Raw genomic sequence first — 25552 nt, forward strand, 5'->3', positions numbered from 1 at the left:
TCCGCGGGGTAGACCCTGGTTGGCGCCGTGTCTCTTGCAAGCTACCGTTAGAGCGGCTCACGCGGCGGATTGGAGCCTTTTCCGTTCCGATTGATCGAATCCTCGGGTACCCTCATTCCGCCGCGTCGGCGGAACTGGCGAAGTTGATAGATGGCTGCATGGAGAGCGGAGATGGGCCGGCTCGATAAGCAGATGGATCCGTTCCACCCTGCCGCGCATCTGACGACGGCGGATCGCGTCCCCCACAATCTTGGGCTTGAGCAAGTCGACACGTCGTCGTCCGTTGAACCGGCCCGAGAGAAAGCCGCCTCGTCACCCGCGCATTTTGGGTCGGGCCGGGCGGGGACCGGTGTAACGGGCTCTACCAATTGGATCGACCGAGCACGTCGCATCTGGCGGCGCCATCTCCAGCGCGATCAACTCCCCCGAACGACCGGGGGGTCGACGGGAAACTTCGAGCGCTGGTTGATCGCACTGCTGAGCGTCGGCTTCGTCGTGAGTTGCGTTTGCGCGATCATTGTCTTCATGCAGGTCAACGCGCGCAAATTGGAGATCGCAACACTGCAACGTGATATCATCGCACTCAAGCTACGCGTAGCCAGGCTCGATCAGATCGCAAGCACGAACGAGATGCGCGAAAAGGCAAGCCGTGGAATACCCAAACCGCCGTCGGAGATCCAAGGCGACCAGGCTCCGCTCATCCTGTCACGTGAAGAGATTCAGCTTGTCCGAGACTATATCAAGCCTGCACCAGTTGCTGGCCCCGCGACTGAGACGACAAAGGTCGGCGATCCCGTCGTGGGAGAAACCGTTCCCTTTTCCTCTCCGATCACGGACAAGGTGCGGAAGCTGCTCGGCGCGAGATTTACCGTTCGCAATGGCGTTGTTGTCATCGTCCGCAGCGGCAGCCGTCACGCTGATGCTGTAATTGGGCCCAATTGACGAGAACTGGCCGCGATCGCAGTAGTCGATCGCCCTCTTAAGGCTGGTTGTTCGGTGGTCTTTCAATGAACCGCCGGCTGCCATTGAGAAGCTCGAGGTTATTGGCGATAACCGGGTTGCCTGGATCGAGCGAATAGGCCTTCTCGAACTTTCGGCGCGCCGCACTCAGATTGCCGCGCAGCATGTACGAATATCCCTGGTCATTCAGGACCTGCACGGTTTCGCCGCCCAGCCGGATCGCTTGGGCATAGGCCTGATCGGCGAGATCAAAGCGACGTATCCGATCATAGCTCGCCGCGAGTCCAACCCAGGCCGTCACATCCTTCGGCGATTTCTCGACCGCATCCCTGAAGTAGCGATTGGCTAACCCATAGCTGCCGCGGTTGAAATGCTCCAAGCCCAGCCGTACCGGCTCGTCCGAGGGATAATATTTGACGTCCGTCGGCTCCTGCACCGGGTCCCCCCCAGGCGGCTCGACGGGAGCGACGACCGCAGCCTGCCTCAGCGTATGATCACACCCCGCAAGGCCGATCCCCAACCAGCAACAGGTCAGCATGAAGATGATACGTCGCATAACCCCTTGGTCCCCCGCACGTCGCAGCAACTTCACTGCGCCGTTCGCAAACAAAATCGCCAAAACCACGCACTAAAAATCGTTACCTGCCGCCTACGCCTACTCCACCAACCGGCACTGATACTCCAGCAGTCGATCCAGCCCCCAATCCTTCTATGTTGACGTTCTGGGTTGGGGCAGTCCGCACGCCCATTTGTTTCGTCGCATCGCCGATGTCGGGAAGCTGATCCACCGGCTGTTTCGTGTTGCCATAGCGAGTTACGGCGGCGCCCACGCGCCGGGCGTCGTACGTGATCCTGCGATCACCGACGTTTCGCGGCCATGGATGGATTGTGTGGGTGACCGCGTTGACCTCCTTGGCATTGCCGGCACTCATCGTGATGGTGTCTGAACGCTGGAAATAGCGGTCCACCTCGTCATGACCGGCCACCCCGTAACATCCCCCGAGCAGCAGCGGTGCGAACAGAGCCAGATACCTGATGGTCATCTCCCGCTTCCTTCTCAGTTAAGCGTTTTTACGACCGGCTGGTTCGCAACAGCCGGTGCCGGAATGGTCGCAGTGAGCTCGGGAGCGATGATGTGACCATAAGGTCCTTTAACGTCGCCGCCGGAGTTGACGTAGTCATTGTAACGCTTGCGGACTTCCATCTGGCCATTGAGGAAGAAGTCGACGTCGTTGGCCGGAAGGCGGGAGTCGAGCGGTGACGCCAATTGCTGACCGGGCGCGGCCGGTGCGACCAGGCGCGGCGTCACGATGATGACGAGATCGGTTTCCTCCTGCTGGTACGACTTGCTGCTGAACAAGGCTCCAAGCACGGGCACCGAACCGATCCAGGGCAATTGCGAAACGTCCTGACGGTTGCGGGTTTGCAGCAAGCCGGCGATCGCAAAGCTCTGGCCGTCCCGCAGCTCCACCGTGGTCCGTGCATCGCGGCGGGTCAACGCCGGAACTGTCGTCCCCTGAATCGTCACTGCATTGGCGAAATCAAGCTCGCTGACCGACGGCTCCACCCGAAGGTTGATGACCCCCCGCGAGAGCACGGTGGGGACAAAGGCCAGTTCGACACCGAACTTCTTGTAGTCGATGGTGATGGTCGGAAAGCCGGCTGCGGTCGTGTTCGGAATCGGCACTGGAAACTCACCACCGGCCAGGAAGCGCGCTGCATCTCCGGAAAGCGTGGTCAAGTTCGGCTCGGCCAACCTGCGAGCCAATCCTTTGGTTTCCAGCGCAGAGATCAACAAGTCCACCGAACCGCCATTGCTGGTTCGGACGATGCTGGTCAACAAGCTTCCGAACGGGATCGGAGCTATGCCGCCCGCTGTGCCAAGAAGCGTACCAGCTGTTCCGAGTAACGGCAGGCTGCCGGTTGGGGGGGCACCGACAGCGCCGCCGCCAACGCCCAGGGGGCTATTGGCGGTGTTGATACCACCAATCGGTCGCCGGCCCGCCGTAGTGCTCAAATTGCCACGTCCCGTATTCGCGACGTTGGTCCCGTTGGCATTCGCTGCGTACAGGTTCACACCGAGGTCGCGGCCGGCATCCCGGGTAACCTCGAGAAAACGCACCTCCAGCATCACCTGCTGCGGCGCCGCGACACTCATCGCGTTGACGACAGTGCCCCCCTTCGCGACTGTGCTGGTGGCGATCGCCATGGCCCGCTCGGCCGTAACCGCATCGGCGGCCGTTCCGCTGAGCACCACCTGGCCCTCGGAAGCCGAGACGCGGATCCCGTGCCCGCCAGTGCTGCTGCGGATATTCTGCTGGAGATTGCCGGTATCGATCACGACCTCGACGTCGAGGATGCCGATCTGCTTCATCGAGGAGTCGAGCAGGATGACGTTGGTGGTGCCGGTCTGCTTGCCCTGGACGTAGATCAGGTGATCGCTGAGCGACTTCACGTCCACAATGTCGGGCGAGCCGGCCACGATAGTTGCGAAAGCCGTATCGACCTTGAAGGTGCGTGACTTGTTGACCACCACCTTGACCCGCTGGACATCGTTCATTTCGCTGACGAAGACGCCGCCGCCGGAGGAGCCCCGCCGGTCTGCCGCCATCGCGCGGTCAGCGGACGCAAAGGAGGCGAGCGCCGCACCAAGACCCATCACGCTGAAGGCGAGAAGCTCCCTTATCTTACCTGAAATGCGATCGCCACCCATTCGAGTCCCCCAACTGCGATCCGCGGCTCCCCCGCAAATCTACGTGCTCGACATCCCCAATAGTTCCCCTCTGCGCACCACGCCGCAGAGCTTACAAGATGTCCGACTACAATTCGTTACTTCGCGTTTCCAAGATCATCGTCCTTGATGCTGCCTGCTTGCAAGAAGAGACGCTTACCGCACAGCCTCAAGTCGCAAAGAAAACTTTCCAATGTTGCGGGCGCGCATCATTTCTCTCTGCAGCTCCGTTCAGAACTGCTGCAGCACGACCACGTTTGCGCGAGATTCCGTCGTGGCTCACGATCGAACGGCGTCGGCTCGTCGTCTCCAAACGGCACTTGGCCAGGCTCAGATTGCTTTGGCGCAGTTCGATTCCGAGGGGTTTGTCCAGCTCGAGCGCCGACCCGAGGCGATGTCGGTCAAGATGGGTAAGGCACGTTGCCATATTTTGCCTAAAAGGGAATCTGCGTTGACGCGCTCGGCGCATTGAGTGCTGTGCCCCATATCGGCATCAGCATGGTGAAGCCGGCTTGAGAAGCGGTCACGGTCAAGTTGCTGCCGCTGGATGCCACGCCCAGCGTCGGCGTGAGACCGCCGCGATACAGGAACGGCGCGGCAGTCTGCTTTGCGGTCGTGGACATCGGATCGCCCGCGCAGCTTGACGGCGACTGAGGCGGGCTTTGAAGCAATGCAGGCGTGTAGCAGTTGATCATGACCGCTCGGGCCCCGGCGCTCGCGAGCGTCCGCAAGGACTGCATCGTGATCGCATAGCGTCCGAGATCGAAGATGGCGAAGATCAACATAAAAAGGGACACAAAGGCGAGGATGAACTCGAACGATGCGATGCCCCGCTGATCGAGCTTTCTCATCACTGCACCAAGCGGACAACTTGGGTGTAAGGGACGGTGACCGGATTACATCCATCCGTGCTCAGGAAGCCGCCACCGCCCATGGTGAGTGTCTGGGCGATCACTTGTGAACAGGTCGTATTGGTACTTTGTGTCGCTCCGTTCCAGGTCACGTCGACATGCGGGAAATACATCGCACCACCCAGCCTTACCGTACCGCCGGTGATGTTGACTTTATTACTGCTCTTGCTCGGCGCCTGATCATCAATCAGAACGCCGTTCAGATCGGAAGAGAAGGTGTTGGTGTAGGGAGCGGACAGCTCAACGCTGGCGCCGCCAGAGATGGAAATGCTCGAATCCCCGAGTAATACCAGAGTGACGCCTTCGCCCGTGCCTGCCGGTGGCCAGGGCCTACAGGCACTGCAAGTGATGGTTCCGCCATTGAATCTTATCGTGCCATTGTAGAAGAAGTACGTGCCCGGACTAAAATCTACCGCGTCCCCGGTCGTGCACGCTAGGTTGCGGTACAGGTTAGTGCTGCTCGGCGGGGTATTGGGCACCAACGTACCGCTGCATGCCAAGTCGTTTGGCCTCCCGCTCGAGGTCAAGCTGTTGAACGATTGGCTGTCCAATTTGCTGAGCGGATTGTTGGCGTACGGCATAAAGTAGTTGTACGTGACGCCGGGATTGGCGCAGGTGCTGGCTGGACTACAGCCGGTTACACCCAAGACGGCCCATCCCGAACCGGTGAAAGAGGCAGTGCTGGCAAACTGAACACTGGCATCCGACATTATCGGGCAACCCATGCCGTTGTTGCTGACGTTACCGGCAATCTTAAGCGCCCCTCCGCCGCCGTTCGGATCAGGTCCGAGCGCCAAGGCGCACACCTTGCTCGGCAGTTCGACCAGAGCGATGGCTTGGGCGGGGATGTTGACGGTCGTCAAACCCAGCACTGCCGACAAGTAGGCCGGCTGCTGCTGGCTGACCATGGCGCGAACGGCGTTACCGCCGCCTCCTGCGGGCGGCGTTGTGAACGCACCCGCACTGCAGCTGCCGATATCGATCTGCACGGCCCGCGAGATTCCTGCTGGAAGGCTTGTCGCACAGTTGGTGCCCGGATAGGCCGTGTCACCGGAGTTGCAGAACCCGTTCTGTGCCGCGAATTCCTTTGCTTGATAATCCACTGATGTATCGCAGAGCACACCAGCATTGTCGCATGCAAGTCGCAGGGCGCCCGAGTAGGCCGCTGCATCGGCGGCATTCTGCGCGTGCTGCCTGGTGACGTACCACGATCCCGCCTCGGCCCCGAGTGCGACCACGCCGATGAGCGGAATCAGCACGATGACTGTTGCGAATGCGGCCGAGCCTCGTCTGGAACGGAGCAGACTGCGCATGAGAACACCTACTGGAAACGTTCGGAGTAAGGCAGCGTGTACGTGCAACTGCTGGGGCACAGCACCGACGTCAACACAATCGGGGCCAAAGTGACGGTCGTCGAAAACGTAAAGTACTTGGGAGTCAAACCAAGGTTGCCGGAGTTGCAGGCTGTGCTTCCGCACATGACCTGGATGTTGCCGATGGTATGCCCGGCGACCGTTGTCTGCAGCGTCGACACCCAGGTCCCCGGGTTCGCCGGGTCGGGCGGAGTCTTGTATTGAATGTATTGTCCGAATGAGCGCAAGGCCGACCACGCAGAGATAAACCGGAAGCCCGCGGCAGCGACGTCGGCAAGCGGCATCAGCAGGAACGACACCATGAAAATGTAAACGATGACTGTCTCAAACGCGACGGCGCCGCGCTGATCGGCGACGAAGGACCCTTTACGATACGCGCGCCTGCCTCCACGGGGACTTGCCACGTGCGATCGCGTCACCCGAGCCGCAGCGATCTGAACCATGTCCACCACAATCCGGCCACGCATAGCCGCTCACCAAACGTAAGGAATCACTCGCCAACGTGATGCTTCGTAACTCGAATACTCGGGGCAATTGCGCCGAAGCAGGTCTTCTTCGTAAAGGATTCGGCAGACCTGAATGCCTATATGCAGAACCAGGACCATCACCGTGACCGGTGTCAGGTATTGCAGCACGACGCCCAGCACCACGATTTCTTCGGCGACATAGAGCGGGTGCTTGATCCATCGATAGGGTCCGGTCTGGACCACCGAGCGCGCCTGCGGCACCAGGCTGAACGACCGACCCAGATGTCGGATGGTGACGAGCATCATGATCGTGCCGACCAGCACGCAAGCCGTCGATGCCAGGTTGGGCAGCGTGTCGTCGGTTTTGCCGAGGAAGCTGATCGACCACGGCAGATAGCTGCCGACGAAGGCAGCTATTCTTGGAAGCAGGCCATCGGCATGCGCCTTTGCCGGTGAGCGCGTCATGATCAACAGCGCCAGGAGCATGTAGAAGATGCCGAGGCAAAAGCTCGACAAGAGCGAGGGCCACGGATCGTGCAGCGACGCCCCAATCCTGACGGCGACGCAAAGAGCCAGCAACAAGAACCACAAGCTGCCAAGCAGCCGCATGATCCGGTCGTAAGATCCGCTCTTGGAGAGGGCAATTGTGCTCATGGCTACTTTCCGAAGCTGGCGAACGAACGCACGAGGTGAAGAACGGGACTTCCCCCCATGATGACGAACATGGCTGGGAGCAGGAACAGCACCATCGGAATGGTCAGCTTGGCGCCCAACTTGTGCGCCCTTTCTTCCAGCTTGGTGATGCGTTCCCGCCGCAGGTCGAGCGCGATACTGCGCAGCGCCTGGCCCAACGGCGTTCCGTACTGCAAGCTCTGGCTGATCATCGTGCCGAACCGGCGAAGACCATCCGAAGTGACCGCCAAATTCTCGAATGCTTCGACGCGGCTTGGCAGTATCCGGAGATCATCAAGGAGTCGGTGCAGCACCCAGGCCATGGCAGGATTGGTCGACTTCATTTCTTCGGCGACACGCCCCAGCCCGCTTTCCAGGCCCATTCCCGCCTCGCTGCACACGATCAGCAAATCGATCATATCCGGCGTGCCCAGCCGAATGGCAGCATCAAAGCGCCGCTTCATCACCGACAGAGCCAATCGCGGACCCAAGATTCCGATCACCACACCCATCAGCGTGAAGACCAGCACGTCGGCAGGTCTCCTTCCCGAAAGTTGCGCCAGAAGCAGCGCAATGACCGGCAGCGCGAACATGCTGACGATCTTGATGCCGATCCAGATCGGCAAGGTTCTATGATGATTGAATCCAGATGAGTGGAGGACCGTTCGTAGCTCCTCCAGATTCTCCTCGGCGTAGAAGCGCCGATAGCGCATGCCCAGCCACGAGAACCAACCGGTCAGGTCTTTGAAGGGGGCTGAACGGTAAGGGATACCCATCACGGCGTTTGAGACCCGCGTGTCCAATGCACGGACGTGTAGTTCGCGGATGATCAACATGAAGGCCGCCGTTCCAGCTACGACTGCGAGGGCCGCCAGCCCGAGACCAAAAGTCATAGTTCTGTTTCCCGCCTGACCATCCAACTTATCACCAGATGCCCGATGAGCACCGAGACTACCGCGTAAGCCAGAAGCTTGTTTCCGGTCGGGTCAGTGAACAGCAGATCGACGTTCTGCGGATTGGCCGCGTATAGCAATGCTCCGGCAATCAGGGGCGAGATCGTGAGTGCTCGCGAGGAAAAGATCACTTCTCCCGCCAGCGCCTTGGCGCGAGCAGCGAGCGCAACACGCTGACTCACCGTGTCGCCCAGCGTCTGCAAGGTCTCGGCCAAGCTGCCGCCGGACTTCAATTGAACCGCAAGTGTCACCGCAAACATCGCATACTCTGCCACTTGCGTTCGCCGATAGACGCCTTCGACGGCTTCCTCCGGAGGTCTTCCCAGATTCATTTCGCTGCATACGATTGCAAATTGTCCAGACGTCGGTTGCGGCATTTCGCGCGCGATGGTGCGAAATGCTTCGTGCACAGGCAGACCCGATCGAACCGTACTCGTCACCAGCTGAATGGCGTCAGGCAGCTGCCGGAAAAGTTGACTGGCGAACCGACGTTGCTGCCAGCCAAACAGACCTCGCACGACTACCACGGCGGCAACCGCAGCCGCGACAGACACGTAGAAAACGGAAAATCCCAGCAGGCGATTAGCGTAGAAGATCGCTGCTACGGCGATAGCGGCAGCAAGCAGCACATACGCCGGATGCCAGGCGTGAACCATCTCGGGCCTGTAATTGGCCAAACGGTGGAGAAGCAGATATCGGGAGCCGGTCTCCGCCCGGCGAATGGATGGCAGGCTGGCCGGATGGGAGGCCGGTAGAGCGACCGCCAGCCGGCGGTCCATGCGTCGCTCCCGGCCGTCGAGCCATAACGAGCCGACGGCTGCGCACATCGCGAGCACCAGAACAGCGACGATCACGGCCTCAGGTATCATATCTGCCTCACTGCCTCGGCCCAGGCGCGATCGAGCCCGAAATAGACGAGACGGCTCTTGAATTTCGGGACTGCAAGGGTGGCCCGGTAAGTGCCCGAGATCCGCCCATTGTCGTCCTCCTCCTGGTATTCGAATGTTGCGATGTCATTGGTGGTGATCACATCCGATTCCAGCCCCATCACCTCGCTGATCTGGATAATGCGACGTTGCCCATCGCGCATGCGTTCGACTTGCACGATGAGATCCAGTGCAGCGACGATCTGAGTTCGAATGGCTCGCGACGGCAGATTCACCTGCCCCATCTGCACCATGTTCTCGATGCGGGTCAGGGCGTCGCGAGCACTATTGGCATGGACCGTGGAGATCGAACCATCATGGCCGGTGTTCATCGCCTGCAGCATGTCAAACGCTTCGGCCCCGCGCACCTCGCCCACGACGATCCGGTCAGGACGCATGCGCAGCGCATTCCACAACAGATCGCGCTGTGTCACCTGCCCCGTGCCTTCAAGGCTGGGAGGCCGGGTCTCCAGGCTGATCACGTGCGGCTGCTGGAGCTGCAACTCCGCCGCATCCTCGATGGTGACGACGCGTTCGCTGTGATCGATGAACTGGCTCATGGCGTTGAGCAGCGTCGTCTTGCCGGACCCGGTGCCGCCGGAGACCAGGACATTGAGCCGACACCGGGCGGCAATCTCCAGCAATTGTCCGACGGCTGCGGTCATCGAGCCGTTTTCGATCAGTGCGGCGATATCCAGGCGGCGGCTCGGAAACTTTCTAATCGAGATGCAGGGGCTGTGGATCGCCAGCGGCGGGAAGATGATGTTGACGCGGCTGCCGTCGGACAAGCGGCAATCCACCATCGGACTGGATTCGTCGATGCGCCGTCCAACTTGCGCGGCAATTTTCTGGGCCACCGATGCGATGTGATCATTGTCGCGGAAGCGCACCGCGATCCGCTCCAGCTTGCCGGCTCGTTCGACATAAACGTTGCTCGGCCCGTTGATCATGATGTCGTTGATCGATTGATCGAGCAGAAGCGGACGCAGCGGCCCATAGCCGGTCATGTCGTCGGCAATCTCGTCCGCCAGTTGAAGCTGCTCGCGACCCGACAGTTCGAGCCGTTCCTCATTGGCGATGCCATGGATGATTTCCTCGATCTGGCGCCGAAGGACGTCACGCGAAACAGTTGCGGCCACCGATGGCTCAATCTGCTCGATGACGCGTTCGCGCAGTGAAGCTGGCATCACCGGCCGGTCAATCGAAGCCTCGTCGCGCCTTGAGGTTGATGCAGGCACGCTCGGCGTCGTTGCAGCCAAGCTCGGCGTCGATGCAGGCAAGCGAACCGGCGTTTCCTCGTCGCGCCTACCAAACTTTCTCATAGCCCCAGCAGCCTCCGCAGCCGTCCCTTCTGCTCGGCGCCAAGCCCCGTGATCTCCCGTACGATCGGCGCGAGATGGCGTCGCAGTGCAGATACGTGCTTCAGCGCGGGAATTCCGAGATTGACCGCCTGGGTCATGCCCTTCCCGAGATCGGGTACGACCATGTCAGGCTCTGTCCCCAACGCCTTGACCACCGCGGCCCTGGGAAGGCCCCCCGGGCGATTGGCACGGTTCAGCAAGGTGAAGACCCGATCCCTGCCGGCAATGTTGGTGACGGCGGCCCGCAGTGCGTGGGCATTGCGAAGTCCGGTCACCTCCGCCTCCAGCAGCACCAGCACGTGCCGGGAAAGAGAAATCACCGGATGGATGGATGACGGAAACGGGACCGGGACATCGACAACGATGTAGTTGAATCGTTGGCGGAGCAGGCCAAGGACGTGCCTCACGCCCGCTTCGGTGATGTCGAGCTGAGCGTCCAGTTCCTCATCGGCGGAAATCAGGCTGACTCGCTCGTTGACTGCGATTGCGGCGCGCTCGAGGAACAACGTGTCCGCCCGCATCGGGTTCTCCAGGGCGATGCGCAGGCCTGGTCCGGGCTGAACACCCAGCATCACGGCTGTTTCGCCGCCTTGAAGATGAAGATCGAGCAGCGCGACCTTGGCCTTGGTGGTCTCGGCCAGTTGCAGCGCGAGATTGATGGCGATGCTCGTTGCGCCGGCACCGCCCTGCGCACCGCAGATCGAGATCACATGGCCGCCTCGGTCGGTCGGCGCCGGCGCACGATCGCCCAGCAGCTTTGGGCGCAGCTGGTCCAGCACCATGTCCCGCGTGATCGGCCTCGGCAGGTACTCGGTCAGGCCGAGCTCCATGAGCGCGCGATAGAAGGTGATCTCCCTGCTTTCACCGATCAGAGCCACCCGGACATCGGGCGGACAGACGCCGGCCAGCCGCTCCAGTTCGGCAAATGGATCATCGATACCACTGATGTCCGTCACCAGGGCGAATAGTTCGGTGTCCGTTTCGAGCATCCGTATGGCATTGCGGATCGTGCCCCGCTTGATCGAAATATTGCTGCCTTCAAGGCCCTTGCGCAGAGCCGCGGCACTCAATTCGTCATTGACGAAGCAGACGATTCGATTGCGGGCCACAACAGACGTCGCTTCTTCGGGCGTACTGATGGCCGCTATGTTAACGCTCATCAACGTTTCTCCAGCAACTTGCCTGCCTGAACCACCATCGTCGCCCCGCGGCGGGACACTTCCGACCCGTCGCAGTTGATCGGAACGTCGCCATCGGCAGATTCCTGTTTCCTGACCGAGTATTGCTTTATCTGACCACCGGAATGAACAACGACCGCTGCTGTCCGGCCGGCAATCGCATTTTGGCGGGCGATTTCCGGCGACACATCGCAGCTGGACATGGCGCCAGTGTCCGCCGTATCCCACTGCTCGACTGCGGCCCGCACCGCCAGGGAAAGCGTTCCGAGCTGCCTTGCGACCGTGATCTTCTTGACCTGGTCCGGGGCAAGCTCCAACGATACAGTCTGCGCTTGCTTGCCGGCCACCGAGCCGGCTACCGAGCTTACGGTTCGGCCACCCTGCATGATTTCCTGGTCAATCGCGATGACTCGAACGTTTCCTAGAACGGTCTCGCTCAGGGCCCGGCGCGCGGGATCTGCCTTCTCGAACACCTGGGTCAACAAGACATCAACATGATCACCCGGCCTGATCAGCCCCGACACGCCAGACTCCTCGTCCACCTTGATGCTGATCGCGCGGCTATCCGGTGCCAGGACGCTGGCCAGGAAGCCACGATCCCGAGGTCGCAATACGTCCTGCAAGGTGATGGGACTGCCAGCGTCGACGAACTTGCGGACCAGAGAGCCGGGAAGTCCGGCCTTCGAGTCCGGTGTTTCCAGGATCGCCCCTGCGGGAAGGCGTTCAGGCGACACCGAGCGCACGGCGAAATCTTCTTCGCGGGCCAATGTACCTTTCGACAGCGGACGTGCCGCGACAAAATACCCGACAGTCGAAGGAGGCGCCGGCCCTTGCGCCGTAACCGTTACGGGAACCTGTTTCGGCAGGTTCATGTTGTAGGCGATCAGCCCGAATGCGGTGGTTGCGAGCAAGAGCACCAGGATGATCGAGAGGCGCAACGTGGATGACATGTCAAAATCCTCTGCTCGAGATGGTCCAGATGCCACCGCACGCTATGGCCACCCCGTAAGGCAGGGGCGCGTGTCGCACGTGGCGCCAGCGCTCGATCGCGTAGACGCGCCGTGCGAGCGACGAACCGACCGGCGCCAATTTCGGATATGGCAGGACGCGCATCACCAGATGCACCAGGGCAAGAACGCCCCCGGCCAGCGCGGTTACCGCCAGCAACTCAATCAAGCCCGTCGGCGGCAGGCCAATGGCCAAACCTACCAGTAACTTGACGTCGCCTCCGCCAATCCCGCCACGCTGGTAGAGCGCGAGCAGCAGCAGGAACAGGAGCGTCGCGGCGATGAGGGATTCGGCAAGTTGCATTGGGCTGGCAAGCTGACGGGCGATCCCGAGCAGCGCCAGCAAGAGACAGACGTCATTTCGGATCGTGCGGGTCGCGACGTCGAGCGTTGCGACATACAGCAACAACGAGATTTCCAGTATCGAGACGATGGAAGAAACCCAGCTCATGCATGCCTCAGGGTGGTGGGAAGGCACAGCAACAATAAGAATGGAGAGAAATAACATTCGGAGGGGGACACATTCCGATGCCCCCCTCTGGCCGGACGGCCGTATCAGACCGCCGCAGTAAAAGCGGTGGTGATCGCGGTGATCCCGCCTGTCAGCGCGGTTCCGATCGCACCGCCGGCCCCAACGCCGAACACAGCCGACACTGCGCCGATGATGCAAACCGCGACGATGATGTACTCGAATGACACCACGCCGTCCTGGTCCGTCCGCAGACGCTTCAACGCTTCCTTGGTCTCGATGAAATGATGCAACATAGAGGAATCCCTTCTTTCAAGATGGAATTTTTCAGACACCTTGGCAACTTCAGCGGCTGCGGATTTATCTCCGGCCCCGCCAGCGACAAACTATTCATTAAATACTTATTAGCGTCAACATTTAATATATAATTCCGATTTTAAATCGACGCACTGCGAAGCGAGCCGTCACAACAATCTCAGAATCGACAAAAGCGCCGTAAATCAAATACGATAGCCGAACCAACAATCGGATCCTGGGCAGAGCGTTGGCTGGAGCCGGTAAGCAATCACCGGATTATTACGGATGAGCAGCGCTATAATATGATTAATAGGTAATCATGTGAGGGCGATATAATCGACCGGATGCTGCGCCCCTGGCCCGCGCACATGGAGCAATTTCGCGACGTGCGAAGGCGCGACGCAGCACATCTGTCACGACGGGTGAGGTGATCCGTTCGAAGATTCCGATCGCACTGATCGCTGCCTTGCAGCCGCATGATTCCCGTCAGTTGCACCGGTGTGCCGCAATCATAGAGGCTCCTGGACCCCACCTTGCGAGGCGGACCATCGCGGGATGGTGGTACGCTCTAGAGCGTAGCGCGCAGCCAGGACCCGTCATCATTGTTACGGGCTCGGTAGCCGGCGCATCTGCCCTGGGTGCGGAGAAAAGCAAAACAACCGATTATTTTATTATCGTATATAATCATGATGACTCCATCACAAAATTAAAAAATATGTTGGGGAAAAGAAAACATGGGAGGTTGGAATGGAAGCTGCCCGCCGCTTTCGCGCAATGGCCTTGCTTTGCCGTCAGACTGCTGTACTCCAACCTGCGCGAAGCTGGAAATTGCTTGCAGAGGCAGAGTACTGGGAGCATCTGGCCGCCGCGGCCTTAGCTCGTTGAGCTTCAGTCGGGCGTTCTTTGTCTTCCGTTTTCGTCGACTTCCTAGTTAAGTCCTTTTCTGAGGCATGTGATGAGTATGCGTCAAATTTCCTCTAGTGCTGTTCTGAGCGAACGGCACCAGGCGCTTCTGGAGGAGCTCAGAGAGGTGGAGAAACTTCGAAGTAAGCTCCGACATCTAGAAACAAAACCAATCGGCAGAAGGCGGCGTACCAAAGCGAGCGGCAGAGCTAGAGCCGTTTAGAGACCCGCCGGATCCGAAGGATGACCCGGCTCACTCGCGCGATTTGATGCACGGATTGCCCGCGTTCCTCGCGTCCACCTCTACCTTGAAAGAGGACTGGGCGGCTTTCATCTGCGCCTAGCGAGCCTCGGCGATGACGTCGCTACGACGCGTCGCCAACCAGCCAGGCCGGGGTGCCTCACAACAGTTGAACGAACTCGGCGGCGAGACCGGCCGCCCATTCAGGGTCGGGCGTTAGCTCCGACTTTCATTCGACGTTGCACTTCGGAACACCGCAACGAGCCGATCGCCTTCCCAAAGCTCAACGTCGTGCTCGTCATGCATTTGCTCGGCTCGGCGTCTCGCCGCCTGCTCGTCAATACAGTCGAGCTTTGCAGTGCAGATCACTTGCCGGCTGCCGTCCACCACGAAAACCTTATACCGCATGATGCCGTCCGATCCAAAAAGGTGACGATCATCGTACCCGAATGTCCGGTTAAGGCAGCGCCAAACTAAGTGCGATGCAACGGAACCATTGTACGTGGCAGTTCGGCGATACCTGCTCGTTCAATCCGTCGGTCGCGCGGCGGCAGTACCTCGTATGTCGCCACCTCAGTGGCGTAGTCTCACTGCGTGCCGAAGCGTGTGGCTCGAGCTTAAGAGCGAGAGGCCACCAAGCGCCATCAGCAGCCCACCGAGCCAGCCCGTCCAGCTGCGCGCTTCGTCGTGCCCCTCTGCAGTGCGCGGGCCCAGCGGCATATCTTGAGGTGGGTCGGCAGGCGCGGCGGCGAGAAACTGCCCAACGTTGACTTGATCCGGCACGGAGTGTTCGTGCTTGAGCTGGTTGCGGGGAATATCTCCGACGGGAGCCGCCGACATCAGGGTAGCACCCGTACCGAGATCGGAAGTGGCATCTGCTACCTGCATTTCCGTTACAGGCGTCTGGGATTGCTCGGGCGGTGCAGAGCGCAGCAACTCCGCACGCGCATCAACGATCACGCTCCGCGTGGTCTGCGTGGTCCGGTTCTCGTCGAAACTGGCGCTACGGTCTTTGGCCGCGGGAGCCCGAATGGGTTTCTTCACCGTCGCGATGCCCTCGGCCAGGAACCAGCATCTGCGACGACCGTCCGTTCGGTAGACCCAATGCTGTCCGCCACTGGTCGAGGTACCGGGACGCGGCGCGCATTCGGCTTGCGGCGGAGGGGTGGTTACCGTGGGTTGGGACGTAGCAGTATTGAAGAAGTCGGTTAGAGGATTGGAAGACGCAGGCGTCGCCGAAAAACCTCCGACAAGGAGCAAACTGGCGAAGTACAATCGCAAATGTCCGGACATCGGAAACTCCCGGGTGCGCCCCCGCTTGAGCCTTAGCGGCGACAACGGCCCCCATGCGGCTTAAATCGGGCAACGCGATGAATTAATGGTATTCTTGGCCACCTAATTTATATGCCGGTCCAGCACTCCAGGGATGCCTGCAACAAGGATAGGCCGATGGATTCATCGGTCATCTGAGTTGCGCCGGGCCTCGATCCGCGGCGTAGCCGCCCGGTCGATTGCGATAGTTGCGCCCGTTCCCGAACACCAAAGCAAAACTTGCCGAGGGATGAGTTCGTGGATGTCGCGATAGGTGGACACCCCCGCTACGAATTAAATACTCCATCGCGATATTGCCATCGTCGCGCCTTTCTCCCTGCCACCTAGCGGATTTAAATGTGGATTGTACGATCAATATTTAACTGACGGCTTGCCTGCTCCCTGATTCCCGACTTGTGTGCCCGGGCCTTCTGCCCAAGATTCGGATTGGAGCCATGAACACCGCGCATTTTAGTTCGCTCTCCGTTGACGAGCTCTGGACCCTTCACCAAGAGGTCGCCGCCAAACTCACTCAGAAAATGTTGGTGCAAAAAGCACGTTTGGAGGAAAGGCTGCGCAGCATTAGACTGGCCAGCGAGGTCACACGGCTCAATTACAAGCGCCGTCGTCCATATCCGCCCGTCCGTCCCAAATATCGCAATCCGAAGAACCCAGCGGAGACATGGTCGGGTCGTGGCAGGCAGCCGCGATGGCTGCGGCCGCAGCTTCGAAGCGGCCGAGACTTGGACGATTTCCTGATCGATCAGGCTTCAGCTCAAAAGCGGCAGACAAATTGAGCGCCGATTGCGGCATTTTGGGTTGGGAATGCTGGCGCCGGCTGTTTCCCGATCTGAGATTTTCACATTATCGTTTTAACGCGGGTCATGACTATGGTTGGAGCCATTGGCCGTAGCGACCGCACTTGCGATCCGGCTGACGGTCTCGCTGAATCGCTCGGGGGGCCCGCGGCGCAGTGAAGACATCGACGAGAACTCAAGCGCACGATGGCCCGACTCTAGTCGTGATGCTCTCTGAAGTGCCGCCTAACCGCATTCCACGCTCGAAGGGCTGGAAGGAGGAGGACGACGAAAAGAACTCTGATTGCAACTGGAGTCATCCCGCGCTGCAGGAGTGGTGGTTCGCGACCATCCGAGCGACCGGCCGTCGTGTTGATCGTCGCGGGAGATGGAATTGCTGCGTGCCGAGCAGGTGCCGGTCTGCGCGAGGGCAGGACAGCTACAACGAACAGAACGTTCACCAGCAGCCATATTCCCACTATGAGAAGGACACTACGCACGAGAACGACCATCGTTGATCTAATCTGCCGAGCTTATTCCTGCCTCATGCCCGGCACGCAGCCGGCAACACTGCGTTCGCGGACGGAACCGCTTCGCTGCAGCCGGCACATTCGGCATCCGCCGATGCCATCGGGCCCTGAGCGCTTCGCGAACGCCCAGGATCGCTCGCAGCCTAGTCGGGGCCAACACTCGCGTCTGTGCGCTTTCGAACATTCATGCCCCTTCAGGTATGCCCGTTCTGTGCATCATCGGGCGAGAGCCGGACAGAGATAGCTCATCAGCCAGGACGGCCGACCTCAGCCCGCAGTCCCTGAACAGGGGCCGGGTCATGGAGCATGGCCAAATATCGCAGCACGATGAGCGACGAATTTGGCGGTCCGCATCGAACCAGTATCGAGTTTCGGCAGTTGACTCCCGGTGAATCCGAACAAGCAAACTGATTGTTCGGGCCGAGGATAATATTAAAAGCTACGCCGGCACACATGAAGGACCTCCGACGACGTTTGGAAAAGGTCCGCGCTGACGCCAGAGAGTTTGCGCTGATGAGTCAGCGGGCGACGGACATAGAGAAGCGCGAGCTGTTCAAGCGCTTGGCGGATGAGCTCGCCTTCGAGGCTCTCGAGCTCGAGCTGATCGTGAAGAAAAATCAGCCACCTGATCGGTGCGACAAGCACGAGGTCGTGGAATTTACGTTACCCTCTCAGCGAAAGCGCGGCTGACGCGAAAGAGGTTAAGCCGGCTAGTTCGTGCGTGCATAACGGATCTTTGCGCATGACTCCGCCAGCGATCGCTGCGCCGCATCGAACTGCGCATTGCGCTTCGGGGGCCCAGATCCGGAACCTTCTGGTTCTGGTTCTGCAGCAAGCGGTATCTTGCTGCGACGGACAGAACACACCGTCCGTTCTGCCCGCTCCAATTTCCTAATCTACGACAAGCACGTGACCGACTTGTCCCATCGGATCTGCGCGCTGCATCGAATGGGTGAAGATATAGAAACTAGGGAAACACCGAATAGCAAACCGGCCGTGTCCACTCCAACAAAAACGTCGCACCAGACGCGCTTTGCTCTATCGAAGAATTTAAAAAAGCCCCTGCGGGCTTAAAGGTGGTGGGCGCACCAGGGCTCGAACCTGGGACCCGCTGATTAAGAGTCAGCTGCTCTACCAACTGAGCTATGCGCCCGAAAGGCGGTCAAGGCCTTGCGAGGCCGGTCGTTTAGCAAAGCGTTCCGGGTCTGGCAAGCGATCGGACGCAAGTTTTCCAAGGTCTCGTCCGCAGCCCCGGAAATGCGAAAAGCCGCTGGATTCCAGCGGCTTCGCCAGGTTTACGGCCTGAGAACCGGTCCGTTCAGAGCCGGCCCTCCCGGTCCCGGTCGGGACCGCGGTCACGGTCGAAGCGGTCATGGTGGAAGTGGTCCATGCCCCGTTCCATCATGCGCTCCATGAAGTGGTGGTGGCGCGGGCCGTCCCCGCCGCCGCCGAACGGGCCGCGGTGCCGGGTCAGCACGGCGAGACGCCGTTTCTGGCCCTCATCGAGGGTCTTGTAGAGCGGATCGGCGGCATCGGCGATCTTCTTCAAGGCGGCGGAGCTGGCGCCCATGTCCTCGGCGCGCTGGCGCAGGCGGGCGATCGGATCGTCCGGTCTGTCGGCATCGCCCGGCCCGGCATTCATTCGCGCATTGGCGCGGTCGATGCGCAGCTTGGCGAACTCCCGCACCGCCGCCTCGACCGGCGGCCACAGCTTCTCCTGATCTGCGCTCAGCTTCAGCCCGGCATGGACGGCGGCGATCCGCGCATCGACGAAGGCGGCCCGGTCCTCGGGGTTCATGCGCATGTGGCGGACGTGCTCCATCCACGGGCGATGATATTGGGCGTAGACCGCGCCCGAGCCGGCGATGCTGAGCACGGCGATGGCTGCGATGGTGAATTTCTTCATCCTGACCTCCTCTGGAAAGGTGCCCGTAAGGATGAGCGCGAGGGGGCTGACGCGCAACTTACAACTTGGACAGGAAGCGCGTCCTTGCAGAGATGTAATCGCCGTGAATGTCCGTTCAGATGCGAACAAAAATAATTCGCAACAAAAAGGGCTTCCGTGCGCTGCGCGGAAGCCCTTCGTTGGGGTCGCCCGTCGAGGTCAGTTCGTCGGGCTCTTGGCTTCCTTCAGGAACTCGTCGATCAGCCCCTGGCCGATGCGGCCCGCGGCCTCCTTGTAGACCGGCTCCATCGCCTTGCGCATCGCCTCGTCCTGATCGGCCGTCAGCTTGATGATCTCGCTCTTGCCGCTCTTCTTGATCTCGGCCAGCGCGTCATCGTTCTCCTTCTGCGACTGCGCGTTGCTGAACTCGGTCGCCTCTTTCATCGCCTTTGACAATGGGTCACGGATGTCGGCCGGCAGATCGTCCCAGAATTTCTTGTTCACGATCACCACGTAGCCGATGTAGCCGTGATTGGTTTCAGTGATGTACTTCTGAACCTCGTGCATCTTCTGGGTGTAGATGTTCGACCAGGTGTTCTCCTGGCCGTCGACCACGCCGGTTTGGAGTGCCTGGTAGACTTCCGAGAACGCCATCACCTGCGGCAGCGAGCCGAGCGACTTGAACTGGGCCTGGATCACGCGCGAGGATTGGATGCGGAATTTCACGCCCTGATAGTCGGCCGGCGTGATCAGCTTCTTGTTCGCGCTCATCTGCTTGAAGCCGTTGTCCCAATAGGCAAGGCCGGTGATGCCCTTGGCATCCAGCAGCTTCAGCAGCTTGGTGCCGAGCGGCCCTTCCGTCACCTTCCGCAGCGTCTTGATGTCGGGCAGGATGTAAGGCAGGTCGAACACCTCGAACTCGCGGATGCCGAGCGGCCCAAACTTGGAGTTGGACGGCGCCAGCATCTGCACGCTGCCGAGCTGGAGCGCCTCGAGCTCTTCCTTGTCCTTGTAGAGCGTCGAGTTCGGATAGACTTCGACCTTGACCTTGCCGCCGGTATACTTCTCGGCGAGCTCCTTGAACTTCTCCGCGCCCTTGCCTTTCGGCGTGTCGGTGGCGACAACGTGGCTGAATTTGATGATGATCGGTGATTGGGCCGATGCCGGCCCGCTCAAGCCAAGTGCCAGAACCGCGATGGAGGCGGCGATCGCCGAGGTGCGCATGGTCTCTCCCTGTCGTTTGTTTGAGCCGCCCGGCGGCGCCGGGTGGCCAGTCTTATGCCGGCTGCATCAATAGCGGCTCGCTTACACAGCCGCTATTGTCCCTTAGCAGGGCAGCCATTCAGCTCGCCGCCGCCGTCACATTGTCGCGCTGGCGCTTCATGACGATCTTGTTGAGCGCACCGAGATAGGCCTTGGCCGAAGCCACCAGGGTATCCGGGTCCGCCGCACGTGCGGTCATCGAGCGGCCGTCCTGCGCCAGCCGCACCGACACTTCCGCCTGCGCGTCGGTGCCCTCGGTGACTGCGTGCACCTGGTACAGCTCGAGCTTGGCCTCGTGCGGCACCAGGCGCTTGATGCAGTTGAAGACGGCGTCGACCGGGCCATTGCCCTCGGCTTCCTCGATCTTGATCTGACCGTCGACGTCGAGCTTCATGGTCGCGCGCTGCGGACCGTGGGTGCCGGCGATCACCGTCAGCGAGGTCAGCTTGATGCGGTCGTGCGAGGCCGCCATCTCCTCGTCGACCAGCGCCTCGATGTCCTCGTCGTAGATGTCCTTCTTGCGGTCGGCCAGCGCCTTCATCCGCGTGAACGCATCTTCCAACTGGTTCGGACCGAGCTTGTAGCCCATCTCCTCCAGCTTGTGCACGAAGGCGTGGCGACCGGAATGCTTGCCCAGCACCAGCGACGACTGCTTCAGGCCCACCATCTCGGGGCGCATGATCTCGTAAGTCGAAGCGTCCTTCAGCACGCCGTCCTGGTGAATGCCGCTCTCATGCGCGAAGGCATTCCGGCCGACGATCGCCTTGTTGTATTGCACCGGGAACGAGGTCGCCGCCGAGACCAGCTTCGAGGCGCGGGTCAGCTGCGTCGTGTCGATCTTGTTCCAGTAGGGGAATTTGTCGTTGCGCACGTTGATCGCCATAACGATCTCTTCGAGAGCGGCGTTGCCGGCGCGCTCGCCGATGCCGTTGATGGTGCACTCGACCTGGCGCGCGCCGCCCGTGATGCCGGCCAGCGAGTTGGCGACCGCCATGCCGAGATCGTTATGGCAGTGCACGGAGAACACCGCCTTGTCCGAGTTCGGCACGCGCTCGATCAGCGTCCTCATGAAGTGGGTATATTCCTCCGGTACCGTATAACCGACGGTGTCGGGGATGTTCACCGTGGTGGCGCCGGCCTTGATCACGGCCTCGACGATGCGGCACAAAAAGTCCATCTCGCTGCGGGTGCCGTCCTCGGCCGACCATTCGACGTCGTCGATCTGGTTGCGGGCGCGCGCGACCATGGCGACCGAGGTCTCGATCACCTGCTCGGGGGTCTTGTTCAGCTTCACCCGCATGTGCAGCGGCGAGGTCGCGATCACGGTGTGGACGCGGCCGCGCTTGGCGAACTTCACGGCTTCGGCACAGCGGTCGATGTCGGCGGGATGGGCGCGCGACAGGCCGGCGATGACGGCGTTCTTGGAGCGGCGGGCGATCTCGCTGACCGCCTGGAAGTCGCCTTCGGAGGTGATCGGAAAGCCGGCCTCGATGACGTCGACGCCCATATCATCCAGCAGTTCGGCGACCTCGAGCTTCTCCTCGAAGGTCATGGTGGCGCCGGGGCACTGCTCGCCGTCGCGCAGCGTGGTGTCAAAAATGATGACGCGGTCCTTCTCGGACTTGTTCACGGTGGCCATTCCTAGATTTCCTTTTGAGCGTTTGCGCCGTTCAGAGCCGTTTCAGTCCCTTGGCGCTTGAGGTGTCCGTTGATCTCGACCAACCCCTGAGCGCCCAGGCGCATGGCGCCCAGCCGGCCCTCAGGGGCAAGTAAGAAGAAGGCCGCCAATAAGGAGGGTGGGCAGCAGCGCAGCCGGGATCGCGGCGGCGGCCAGAGCCACCTCCCCCGAAATCCCCTCGATTTGGCCGCGAATCAGCATTGCCAGACCCTGTAGAGCCTCAAATCCTCGGTCAAAACCGTTGACGGTTGGTTTCGGGAGAGGCCCGATGTGGCCGTTTCTAGACGAGAAATGGCCGCAACTGCAACGCCAAAAAGAGGGTCAACATAGATGACCTAAAAGGTAGGCCTAGGCCGTGCCGGTGCGGCGGGCGCGCGCCCTGTTCTCCCAACGGTTCAGCATTTGGCCGAGCTCGCCGGTGGGCGCAGCGGTGCCGGTCTTCGCGACCTCGTTGGTGTTGGCCGGCGCATTGGCTGAGAGCCAGTCCGGCTCAGCGTACTCGCGCCAGCGGCGTGCCTCCGCGCGCCTTTTTCGGGAGACGTAATCCCGCGTGAAATAGCCAGCCGCAAAGGCAAACGAGAGAAGGATGACCAGGATGACGACTTGCACAATGAGCTCCGGCTTTATCCCCCGCTAGCGCCCTGCAATCCAAACGCACTCGAAGGTGACGAAATTGCGACCTGCGATCACGCCGCGGTTTCAAGTCTGCCTCTCGCAACCGGACGCGGACCGGACTAACCTTCGCCGCGCTTGGCCGGATCAACCGGCCGGCCGAACGTAACCGGGAGGATACGATGACACGCCAGGAGGCTCCTGAGCAGGAGCAGCGTGCGCACGATGCTGCGCTTTCACGACGAACGCTGGTCGGGGGGCTGGCGCTCGGCGCCGCGGCCACGTTGGCGGGCCCCGCGCTGGCCCAGACCGGGCCCGCCGCACCGCCGACGACGATCACGACGCCGCCGCGCGACTTCGGCCCGGGCGGCGCGCCGACGACCTATTTCTGGGACCCCGACATCATCGCGGTCGATCCGTCCTTCAACGATCTCGCGCAGCCCAACACCGCGATCAAGCGTCTCTACACCGGGCTGCTCTGGGCGGAAGGCCCGGCGTGGAGTGCGCAGGGCCGCTATCTCTTGTGGAGCGACATTCCCAACAACCGGCAGATGCGCTGGACCGAGGACGACGGCCGCGTCAGCGTATTCCGCTCGCCCTCCAACAATTCCAACGGCAACTCGTTCGACTTCCAGGGCCGCCAGCTCTCCTGCGAACACCTGACGCGACGGGTGACGCGTTACGAGCATGACGGTACCGCCACCGTGCTCGCCGAGTCCTACCAGGGCAAGAAGCTAAACTCGCCGAACGACATCGCCGCGCATCCCGACGGCAGCTATTGGTTCACTGATCCGCCGTATGGCGGCCAGCTCTACGAAGGCGAGCCCGACGTCGCGGGCGGCCCGAGCAATGCAGGCGGCAAGCTCAATCCACGGATCGGACAGCCGGCCGGCTTCGTGCCGGGCAAGCGCGAGCTGCCGACCAATTGCTATCGCATCGATCCCTCCGGCCGCATCGACCTCGTCGTCACCGAAGACCAGGTGCCCGACCCGAACGGGCTCTGCTTCTCGCCCGACTACAAGAAGCTCTACATCGCCTCGACCGGCAAGGGACCGGGCGACACCGGCCCCGGCGGCAAGGGCGAGATCTTCGTGTTCGACGTCGGCAGCGACAACAAGCTGTCGAACCTGAAGAAGTTCACCGATTGCGTGATCGACGGCGTGAAGTGCGGGCCGGATGGCCTGCGTTGCGACGTCAACGGCAATCTCTGGGCCTCCAGCAATGCCGGACGCGCCGTCGGCTACAGCGGCGTCACGGTGTGGTCGCCGGAGGGCAAGCTGCTCGGCCGCATCCGTCTGCCGGAAGTGTGCGGCAACGTCTGCTTCGGCGGCCCCAAGCGCAACCGCCTGTTCATGGCCGCAAGCCAATCGCTCTACGCGGTGTATACGGCGACCCAAGGCGCCGGGCCGGGCTGAGCGGCACCACCCACGAACGAACGCGCCGGCGTGAAGCGCCGGCGCCGAAGAACCTCGACTTTCGCGATATTGACTTTCCGCCGCCCCGCTCCCCATACTTTGCGAACAACAACAAGATCGAACGACGGTTTTGAGGGAGGATAGGATGCCGACTTCACGCAGGCAGCTGCTGAAGACATCGGCGGCTGCCGCCGCCGCACTCAGCCTCGATTGGACACGCGCCCAGGCACAAGCCGAGACTATACGCATCGGCCTGATCTACGACCTCACCGGCCCCTTCGCCGCCGGCGGCTCGGTCGCCTCCTCGATCGGCGCGCAGATCGCCATCGATCTCGTCAACGAGAAAGGCGGTGTCGGCGGCAAATACAAGGTTGCTCCGGTCGCCGCGGATTCGCAGAGCAAGCCGGACGTTGCGATCAACGAGGCCGAACGCCTGATCAGCCAAGAGAAGATCGACATCCTCAACGGCGTCTATGCCAGCTCGCATGCGGTGCCGCTCGCGGCCAAGGTCGAGCAGCAGAAGAAGATCCTCTGGATCACGACCGCGGTCTCGACCGCCGTGTTCAAGGACAAGAACCTGCAACACGTATTTCGCGCGCAGATCCATTCGGATCAATACGGCCAGGCCTTTGCAAGCTTCCTCACCGAGCACGCCAAAGCCAAGCTCGGCATGGATCCGAAGGAGGTCAAGGTCGCGTTGATCCACGAGGACGGCCCTTATGGCGTCGGCGTTGCCTCCGCTGACGAAGCCTATGCCAAAGAGGCCGGCATTCCGGTGGTGCTGCGCGAAGGCTATTCGGCCTCGGCGCCCGACCTGTCGGTGCTGGTGACCAAGATCAAGCGGGCCAAGGCCGACGTGATCTCGCACGCGGGCTATAACCCTGACATCACCCTGTTCCTGCGCCAGGCCCGCGAGAGCGGCCTGCGCTTCAAGATGCTGTTCGGAGCCGGTGCCGGCTACAGCCAACTCGACAAGTTGCGCGCCACGTTCGGCGCCGACATCGACAATTTCTGCAACATCGACCCGGTGCCGGCACAGCTGCTCGATCCCGCCAAGCTCGCGCCCGGCATGGGCGATCTGATCAAGACCATGGTCAGTCGCTACCAGGCCAAGACCGGCGCCACCGACGTGCCGCCGCACTGCTCGATGGGCTTCAACCAGACCTGGGTGCTGCTCAACAACGTGCTGCCTGTCGCCAAGGAGAAGTACGGCAGCTTCGAGCCCGAGGCGATCCGGAAAGCGGCGCTCGACGTCGACATCCCCGCGGGCGGCACGATCCAGGGCTATGGCGTGAAATTCTTCCCGCCGGGCACGCCGCTCTCCGGCCAGAACGAACGTTCGACGCCGGTCGTGATGCAGAACGCCGGCGCGCACATCTCCGTCGTGTGGCCGACCAACATCCGCACGCAGGACCCGGTCTTCCCGCTGCCGAAGGGCTCGACCTACGGGGCGTGAGGGGGCGGCACGGGCAGTGTACACCCTCTCCCCTTGCGGGAGAGGGTGGCTCGCCGCGTTGCGGCGAGACGGGTGAGGGGTCTCCCTCCGCGTGTTCAACTCTCATTGGGATGCGCGGAAACAATCCCTCATCCGGCGCTTCGCGCCACCTTCTCC

At 61.2% G+C, this 25552-nt stretch carries 24 protein-coding genes and 1 tRNA gene; 5 read left to right on the forward strand and 20 right to left on the reverse strand.

The window, feature by feature from the left end; translation table 11 throughout:
• Positions 1-171 precede the first annotated feature (171 nt).
• Positions 172-942, forward strand: a complete 771-nt coding sequence (locus I6F20_RS21320; RefSeq protein WP_225127704.1) for a hypothetical protein — start codon at positions 172-174, stop codon at positions 940-942.
• Positions 943-979: 37 nt separating this feature from the next.
• On the opposite strand, the gene I6F20_RS21325 is transcribed toward I6F20_RS21320, so the two are convergent.
• The 15 genes from I6F20_RS21325 to I6F20_RS21395 all read right to left on the reverse strand — a co-directional run bounded on the left by I6F20_RS21325 (position 980) and on the right by I6F20_RS21395 (position 15742).
• Positions 980-1516 (reverse strand): tetratricopeptide repeat protein, encoded by a 537-nt coding sequence (locus I6F20_RS21325; RefSeq protein WP_085969012.1) that lies wholly within the window; start codon positions 1514-1516, stop codon positions 980-982.
• A gap of 82 nt (positions 1517-1598) precedes the next feature.
• Entirely contained in the window at positions 1599-2003 is a 405-nt protein-coding gene (locus I6F20_RS21330; RefSeq protein WP_036008116.1) for a hypothetical protein, read from the reverse strand.
• Positions 2004-2017: 14 nt separating this feature from the next.
• Positions 2018-3673, reverse strand: coding sequence for a type II and III secretion system protein family protein (locus tag I6F20_RS21335; RefSeq protein ID WP_225127706.1), 1656 nt, complete (start codon positions 3671-3673; stop codon positions 2018-2020).
• 452 nt (positions 3674-4125) lie between these two features.
• Positions 4126-4542: a TadE family protein gene (locus tag I6F20_RS21340; RefSeq protein ID WP_225127708.1), complete on the reverse strand. Its 417-nt coding sequence runs from the start codon at positions 4540-4542 to the stop codon at positions 4126-4128.
• A complete protein-coding gene (locus tag I6F20_RS21345; RefSeq protein ID WP_225127710.1) occupies positions 4542-5915 on the reverse strand; it encodes a pilus assembly protein TadG-related protein in 1374 nt (457 codons plus the stop codon). The genes I6F20_RS21340 and I6F20_RS21345 overlap by 1 nt, the downstream gene beginning before the upstream one ends.
• Before the next feature lie 8 nt (positions 5916-5923).
• The gene (locus I6F20_RS21350) at positions 5924-6418 is read right to left on the reverse strand and encodes a hypothetical protein (protein ID WP_225127712.1); all 495 of its coding nucleotides are present in this window, start codon (positions 6416-6418) and stop codon (positions 5924-5926) included.
• A gap of 30 nt (positions 6419-6448) precedes the next feature.
• Positions 6449-7096: a methyltransferase family protein gene (locus I6F20_RS21355; RefSeq protein ID WP_057026672.1), complete on the reverse strand. Its 648-nt coding sequence runs from the start codon at positions 7094-7096 to the stop codon at positions 6449-6451.
• Between the two features lie 2 nt (positions 7097-7098).
• Positions 7099-8007, reverse strand: coding sequence for a type II secretion system F family protein (locus I6F20_RS21360; protein WP_036008129.1), 909 nt, complete (start codon positions 8005-8007; stop codon positions 7099-7101).
• On the reverse strand, positions 8004-8936 hold the full coding sequence (locus I6F20_RS21365) for a type II secretion system F family protein (protein ID WP_192893117.1): 933 nt from the start codon (positions 8934-8936) through the stop codon (positions 8004-8006). Before I6F20_RS21365 ends, I6F20_RS21360 begins: the two co-directional genes overlap by 4 nt.
• Positions 8933-10315: a TadA family conjugal transfer-associated ATPase gene (locus I6F20_RS21370; protein WP_036008135.1), complete on the reverse strand. Its 1383-nt coding sequence runs from the start codon at positions 10313-10315 to the stop codon at positions 8933-8935. Before I6F20_RS21370 ends, I6F20_RS21365 begins: the two co-directional genes overlap by 4 nt.
• The gene (locus I6F20_RS21375; protein ID WP_036008138.1) at positions 10312-11514 is read right to left on the reverse strand and encodes a CpaE/TadZ family protein; all 1203 of its coding nucleotides are present in this window, start codon (positions 11512-11514) and stop codon (positions 10312-10314) included. The genes I6F20_RS21370 and I6F20_RS21375 overlap by 4 nt, the downstream gene beginning before the upstream one ends.
• Positions 11514-12482 (reverse strand): Flp pilus assembly protein CpaB, encoded by a 969-nt coding sequence (cpaB, locus tag I6F20_RS21380; protein ID WP_192893116.1) that lies wholly within the window; start codon positions 12480-12482, stop codon positions 11514-11516. Before cpaB ends, I6F20_RS21375 begins: the two co-directional genes overlap by 1 nt.
• Position 12483: 1 nt before the next feature.
• Positions 12484-12990 (reverse strand): A24 family peptidase, encoded by a 507-nt coding sequence (locus I6F20_RS21385; RefSeq protein ID WP_225127714.1) that lies wholly within the window; start codon positions 12988-12990, stop codon positions 12484-12486.
• A 104-nt stretch (positions 12991-13094) separates the two neighbouring features.
• A complete protein-coding gene (locus I6F20_RS21390) occupies positions 13095-13343 on the reverse strand; it encodes a Flp family type IVb pilin (protein WP_346276409.1) in 249 nt (82 codons plus the stop codon).
• A gap of 1679 nt (positions 13344-15022) precedes the next feature.
• Positions 15023-15742, reverse strand: coding sequence for a hypothetical protein (locus I6F20_RS21395; protein ID WP_225127716.1), 720 nt, complete (start codon positions 15740-15742; stop codon positions 15023-15025).
• Positions 15743-16215: 473 nt separating this feature from the next.
• Here I6F20_RS21395 and I6F20_RS21400 point away from each other — a divergent pair, with 473 nt between their 5' ends.
• Positions 16216-16557 carry an H-NS histone family protein gene (locus I6F20_RS21400; RefSeq protein WP_081494539.1) on the forward strand — a complete coding sequence of 114 codons (342 nt, stop codon included), beginning with the start codon at positions 16216-16218 and terminating at the stop codon, positions 16555-16557.
• Between the two features lie 983 nt (positions 16558-17540).
• Entirely contained in the window at positions 17541-17777 is a 237-nt protein-coding gene (locus I6F20_RS21405; protein ID WP_057026676.1) for a hypothetical protein, read from the forward strand.
• 387 nt (positions 17778-18164) lie between these two features.
• Here I6F20_RS21405 and I6F20_RS21410 read toward each other — a convergent pair.
• The 5 genes from I6F20_RS21410 to I6F20_RS21430 form a co-directional block, all read right to left on the reverse strand.
• A tRNA-Lys gene (locus tag I6F20_RS21410) sits at positions 18165-18240 on the reverse strand.
• A gap of 165 nt (positions 18241-18405) precedes the next feature.
• The gene (locus I6F20_RS21415; protein WP_225127717.1) at positions 18406-18993 is read right to left on the reverse strand and encodes a Spy/CpxP family protein refolding chaperone; all 588 of its coding nucleotides are present in this window, start codon (positions 18991-18993) and stop codon (positions 18406-18408) included.
• 198 nt (positions 18994-19191) lie between these two features.
• On the reverse strand, positions 19192-20196 hold the full coding sequence (locus tag I6F20_RS21420) for a TRAP transporter substrate-binding protein (protein ID WP_036025066.1): 1005 nt from the start codon (positions 20194-20196) through the stop codon (positions 19192-19194).
• Between the two features lie 118 nt (positions 20197-20314).
• Positions 20315-21874, reverse strand: a complete 1560-nt coding sequence (locus I6F20_RS21425) for a 2-isopropylmalate synthase (protein WP_036006756.1) — start codon at positions 21872-21874, stop codon at positions 20315-20317.
• A 387-nt stretch (positions 21875-22261) separates the two neighbouring features.
• Positions 22262-22525: a hypothetical protein gene (locus tag I6F20_RS21430; RefSeq protein ID WP_225127879.1), complete on the reverse strand. Its 264-nt coding sequence runs from the start codon at positions 22523-22525 to the stop codon at positions 22262-22264.
• 182 nt (positions 22526-22707) lie between these two features.
• On the opposite strand from I6F20_RS21430, the gene I6F20_RS21435 reads away from it, so the two are divergent.
• Positions 22708-23940 (forward strand): SMP-30/gluconolactonase/LRE family protein, encoded by a 1233-nt coding sequence (locus I6F20_RS21435; RefSeq protein WP_036006753.1) that lies wholly within the window; start codon positions 22708-22710, stop codon positions 23938-23940.
• A gap of 145 nt (positions 23941-24085) precedes the next feature.
• A complete protein-coding gene (locus I6F20_RS21440; RefSeq protein ID WP_057026370.1) occupies positions 24086-25396 on the forward strand; it encodes an ABC transporter substrate-binding protein in 1311 nt (436 codons plus the stop codon).
• Positions 25397-25552: the final 156 nt, after the last annotated feature.

The sequence above is a fragment of the Bradyrhizobium sp. IC3123 genome (assembly GCF_020193625.1).
Taxonomy (GTDB): domain Bacteria; phylum Pseudomonadota; class Alphaproteobacteria; order Rhizobiales; family Xanthobacteraceae; genus Bradyrhizobium; species Bradyrhizobium yuanmingense.

Excerpts from the sequence above, each read along its gene's own strand:
- I6F20_RS21355 (WP_057026672.1), bottom strand. The coding sequence starts at position 7,096 with ATGAGCACAATTGCCCTCTCCAAGAGCGGATCTTACGACCGGATCATG.
- I6F20_RS21425 (WP_036006756.1), bottom strand. The coding sequence starts at position 21,874 with ATGGCCACCGTGAACAAGTCCGAGAAGGACCGCGTCATCATTTTTGAC.
- I6F20_RS21365 (WP_192893117.1), bottom strand. The coding sequence starts at position 8,936 with ATGATACCTGAGGCCGTGATCGTCGCTGTTCTGGTGCTCGCGATGTGC.
- I6F20_RS21320 (WP_225127704.1), top strand. The coding sequence starts at position 172 with ATGGGCCGGCTCGATAAGCAGATGGATCCGTTCCACCCTGCCGCGCAT.
- I6F20_RS21340 (WP_225127708.1), bottom strand. The coding sequence starts at position 4,542 with ATGAGAAAGCTCGATCAGCGGGGCATCGCATCGTTCGAGTTCATCCTC.
- I6F20_RS21345 (WP_225127710.1), bottom strand. The coding sequence starts at position 5,915 with ATGCGCAGTCTGCTCCGTTCCAGACGAGGCTCGGCCGCATTCGCAACA.
- I6F20_RS21375 (WP_036008138.1), bottom strand. The coding sequence starts at position 11,514 with ATGAGCGTTAACATAGCGGCCATCAGTACGCCCGAAGAAGCGACGTCT.
- I6F20_RS21330 (WP_036008116.1), bottom strand. The coding sequence starts at position 2,003 with ATGACCATCAGGTATCTGGCTCTGTTCGCACCGCTGCTGCTCGGGGGA.
- I6F20_RS21325 (WP_085969012.1), bottom strand. The coding sequence starts at position 1,516 with ATGCGACGTATCATCTTCATGCTGACCTGTTGCTGGTTGGGGATCGGC.
- I6F20_RS21405 (WP_057026676.1), top strand. The coding sequence starts at position 17,541 with ATGAAGGACCTCCGACGACGTTTGGAAAAGGTCCGCGCTGACGCCAGA.
- I6F20_RS21415 (WP_225127717.1), bottom strand. The coding sequence starts at position 18,993 with ATGAAGAAATTCACCATCGCAGCCATCGCCGTGCTCAGCATCGCCGGC.
- I6F20_RS21360 (WP_036008129.1), bottom strand. The coding sequence starts at position 8,007 with ATGACTTTTGGTCTCGGGCTGGCGGCCCTCGCAGTCGTAGCTGGAACG.
- I6F20_RS21335 (WP_225127706.1), bottom strand. The coding sequence starts at position 3,673 with ATGGGTGGCGATCGCATTTCAGGTAAGATAAGGGAGCTTCTCGCCTTC.
- cpaB (WP_192893116.1), bottom strand. The coding sequence starts at position 12,482 with ATGTCATCCACGTTGCGCCTCTCGATCATCCTGGTGCTCTTGCTCGCA.
- I6F20_RS21400 (WP_081494539.1), top strand. The coding sequence starts at position 16,216 with ATGAACACCGCGCATTTTAGTTCGCTCTCCGTTGACGAGCTCTGGACC.
- I6F20_RS21395 (WP_225127716.1), bottom strand. The coding sequence starts at position 15,742 with ATGTCCGGACATTTGCGATTGTACTTCGCCAGTTTGCTCCTTGTCGGA.
- I6F20_RS21440 (WP_057026370.1), top strand. The coding sequence starts at position 24,086 with ATGCCGACTTCACGCAGGCAGCTGCTGAAGACATCGGCGGCTGCCGCC.
- I6F20_RS21385 (WP_225127714.1), bottom strand. The coding sequence starts at position 12,990 with ATGAGCTGGGTTTCTTCCATCGTCTCGATACTGGAAATCTCGTTGTTG.
- I6F20_RS21420 (WP_036025066.1), bottom strand. The coding sequence starts at position 20,196 with ATGCGCACCTCGGCGATCGCCGCCTCCATCGCGGTTCTGGCACTTGGC.
- I6F20_RS21435 (WP_036006753.1), top strand. The coding sequence starts at position 22,708 with ATGACACGCCAGGAGGCTCCTGAGCAGGAGCAGCGTGCGCACGATGCT.
- I6F20_RS21370 (WP_036008135.1), bottom strand. The coding sequence starts at position 10,315 with ATGAGAAAGTTTGGTAGGCGCGACGAGGAAACGCCGGTTCGCTTGCCT.
- I6F20_RS21350 (WP_225127712.1), bottom strand. The coding sequence starts at position 6,418 with ATGGTTCAGATCGCTGCGGCTCGGGTGACGCGATCGCACGTGGCAAGT.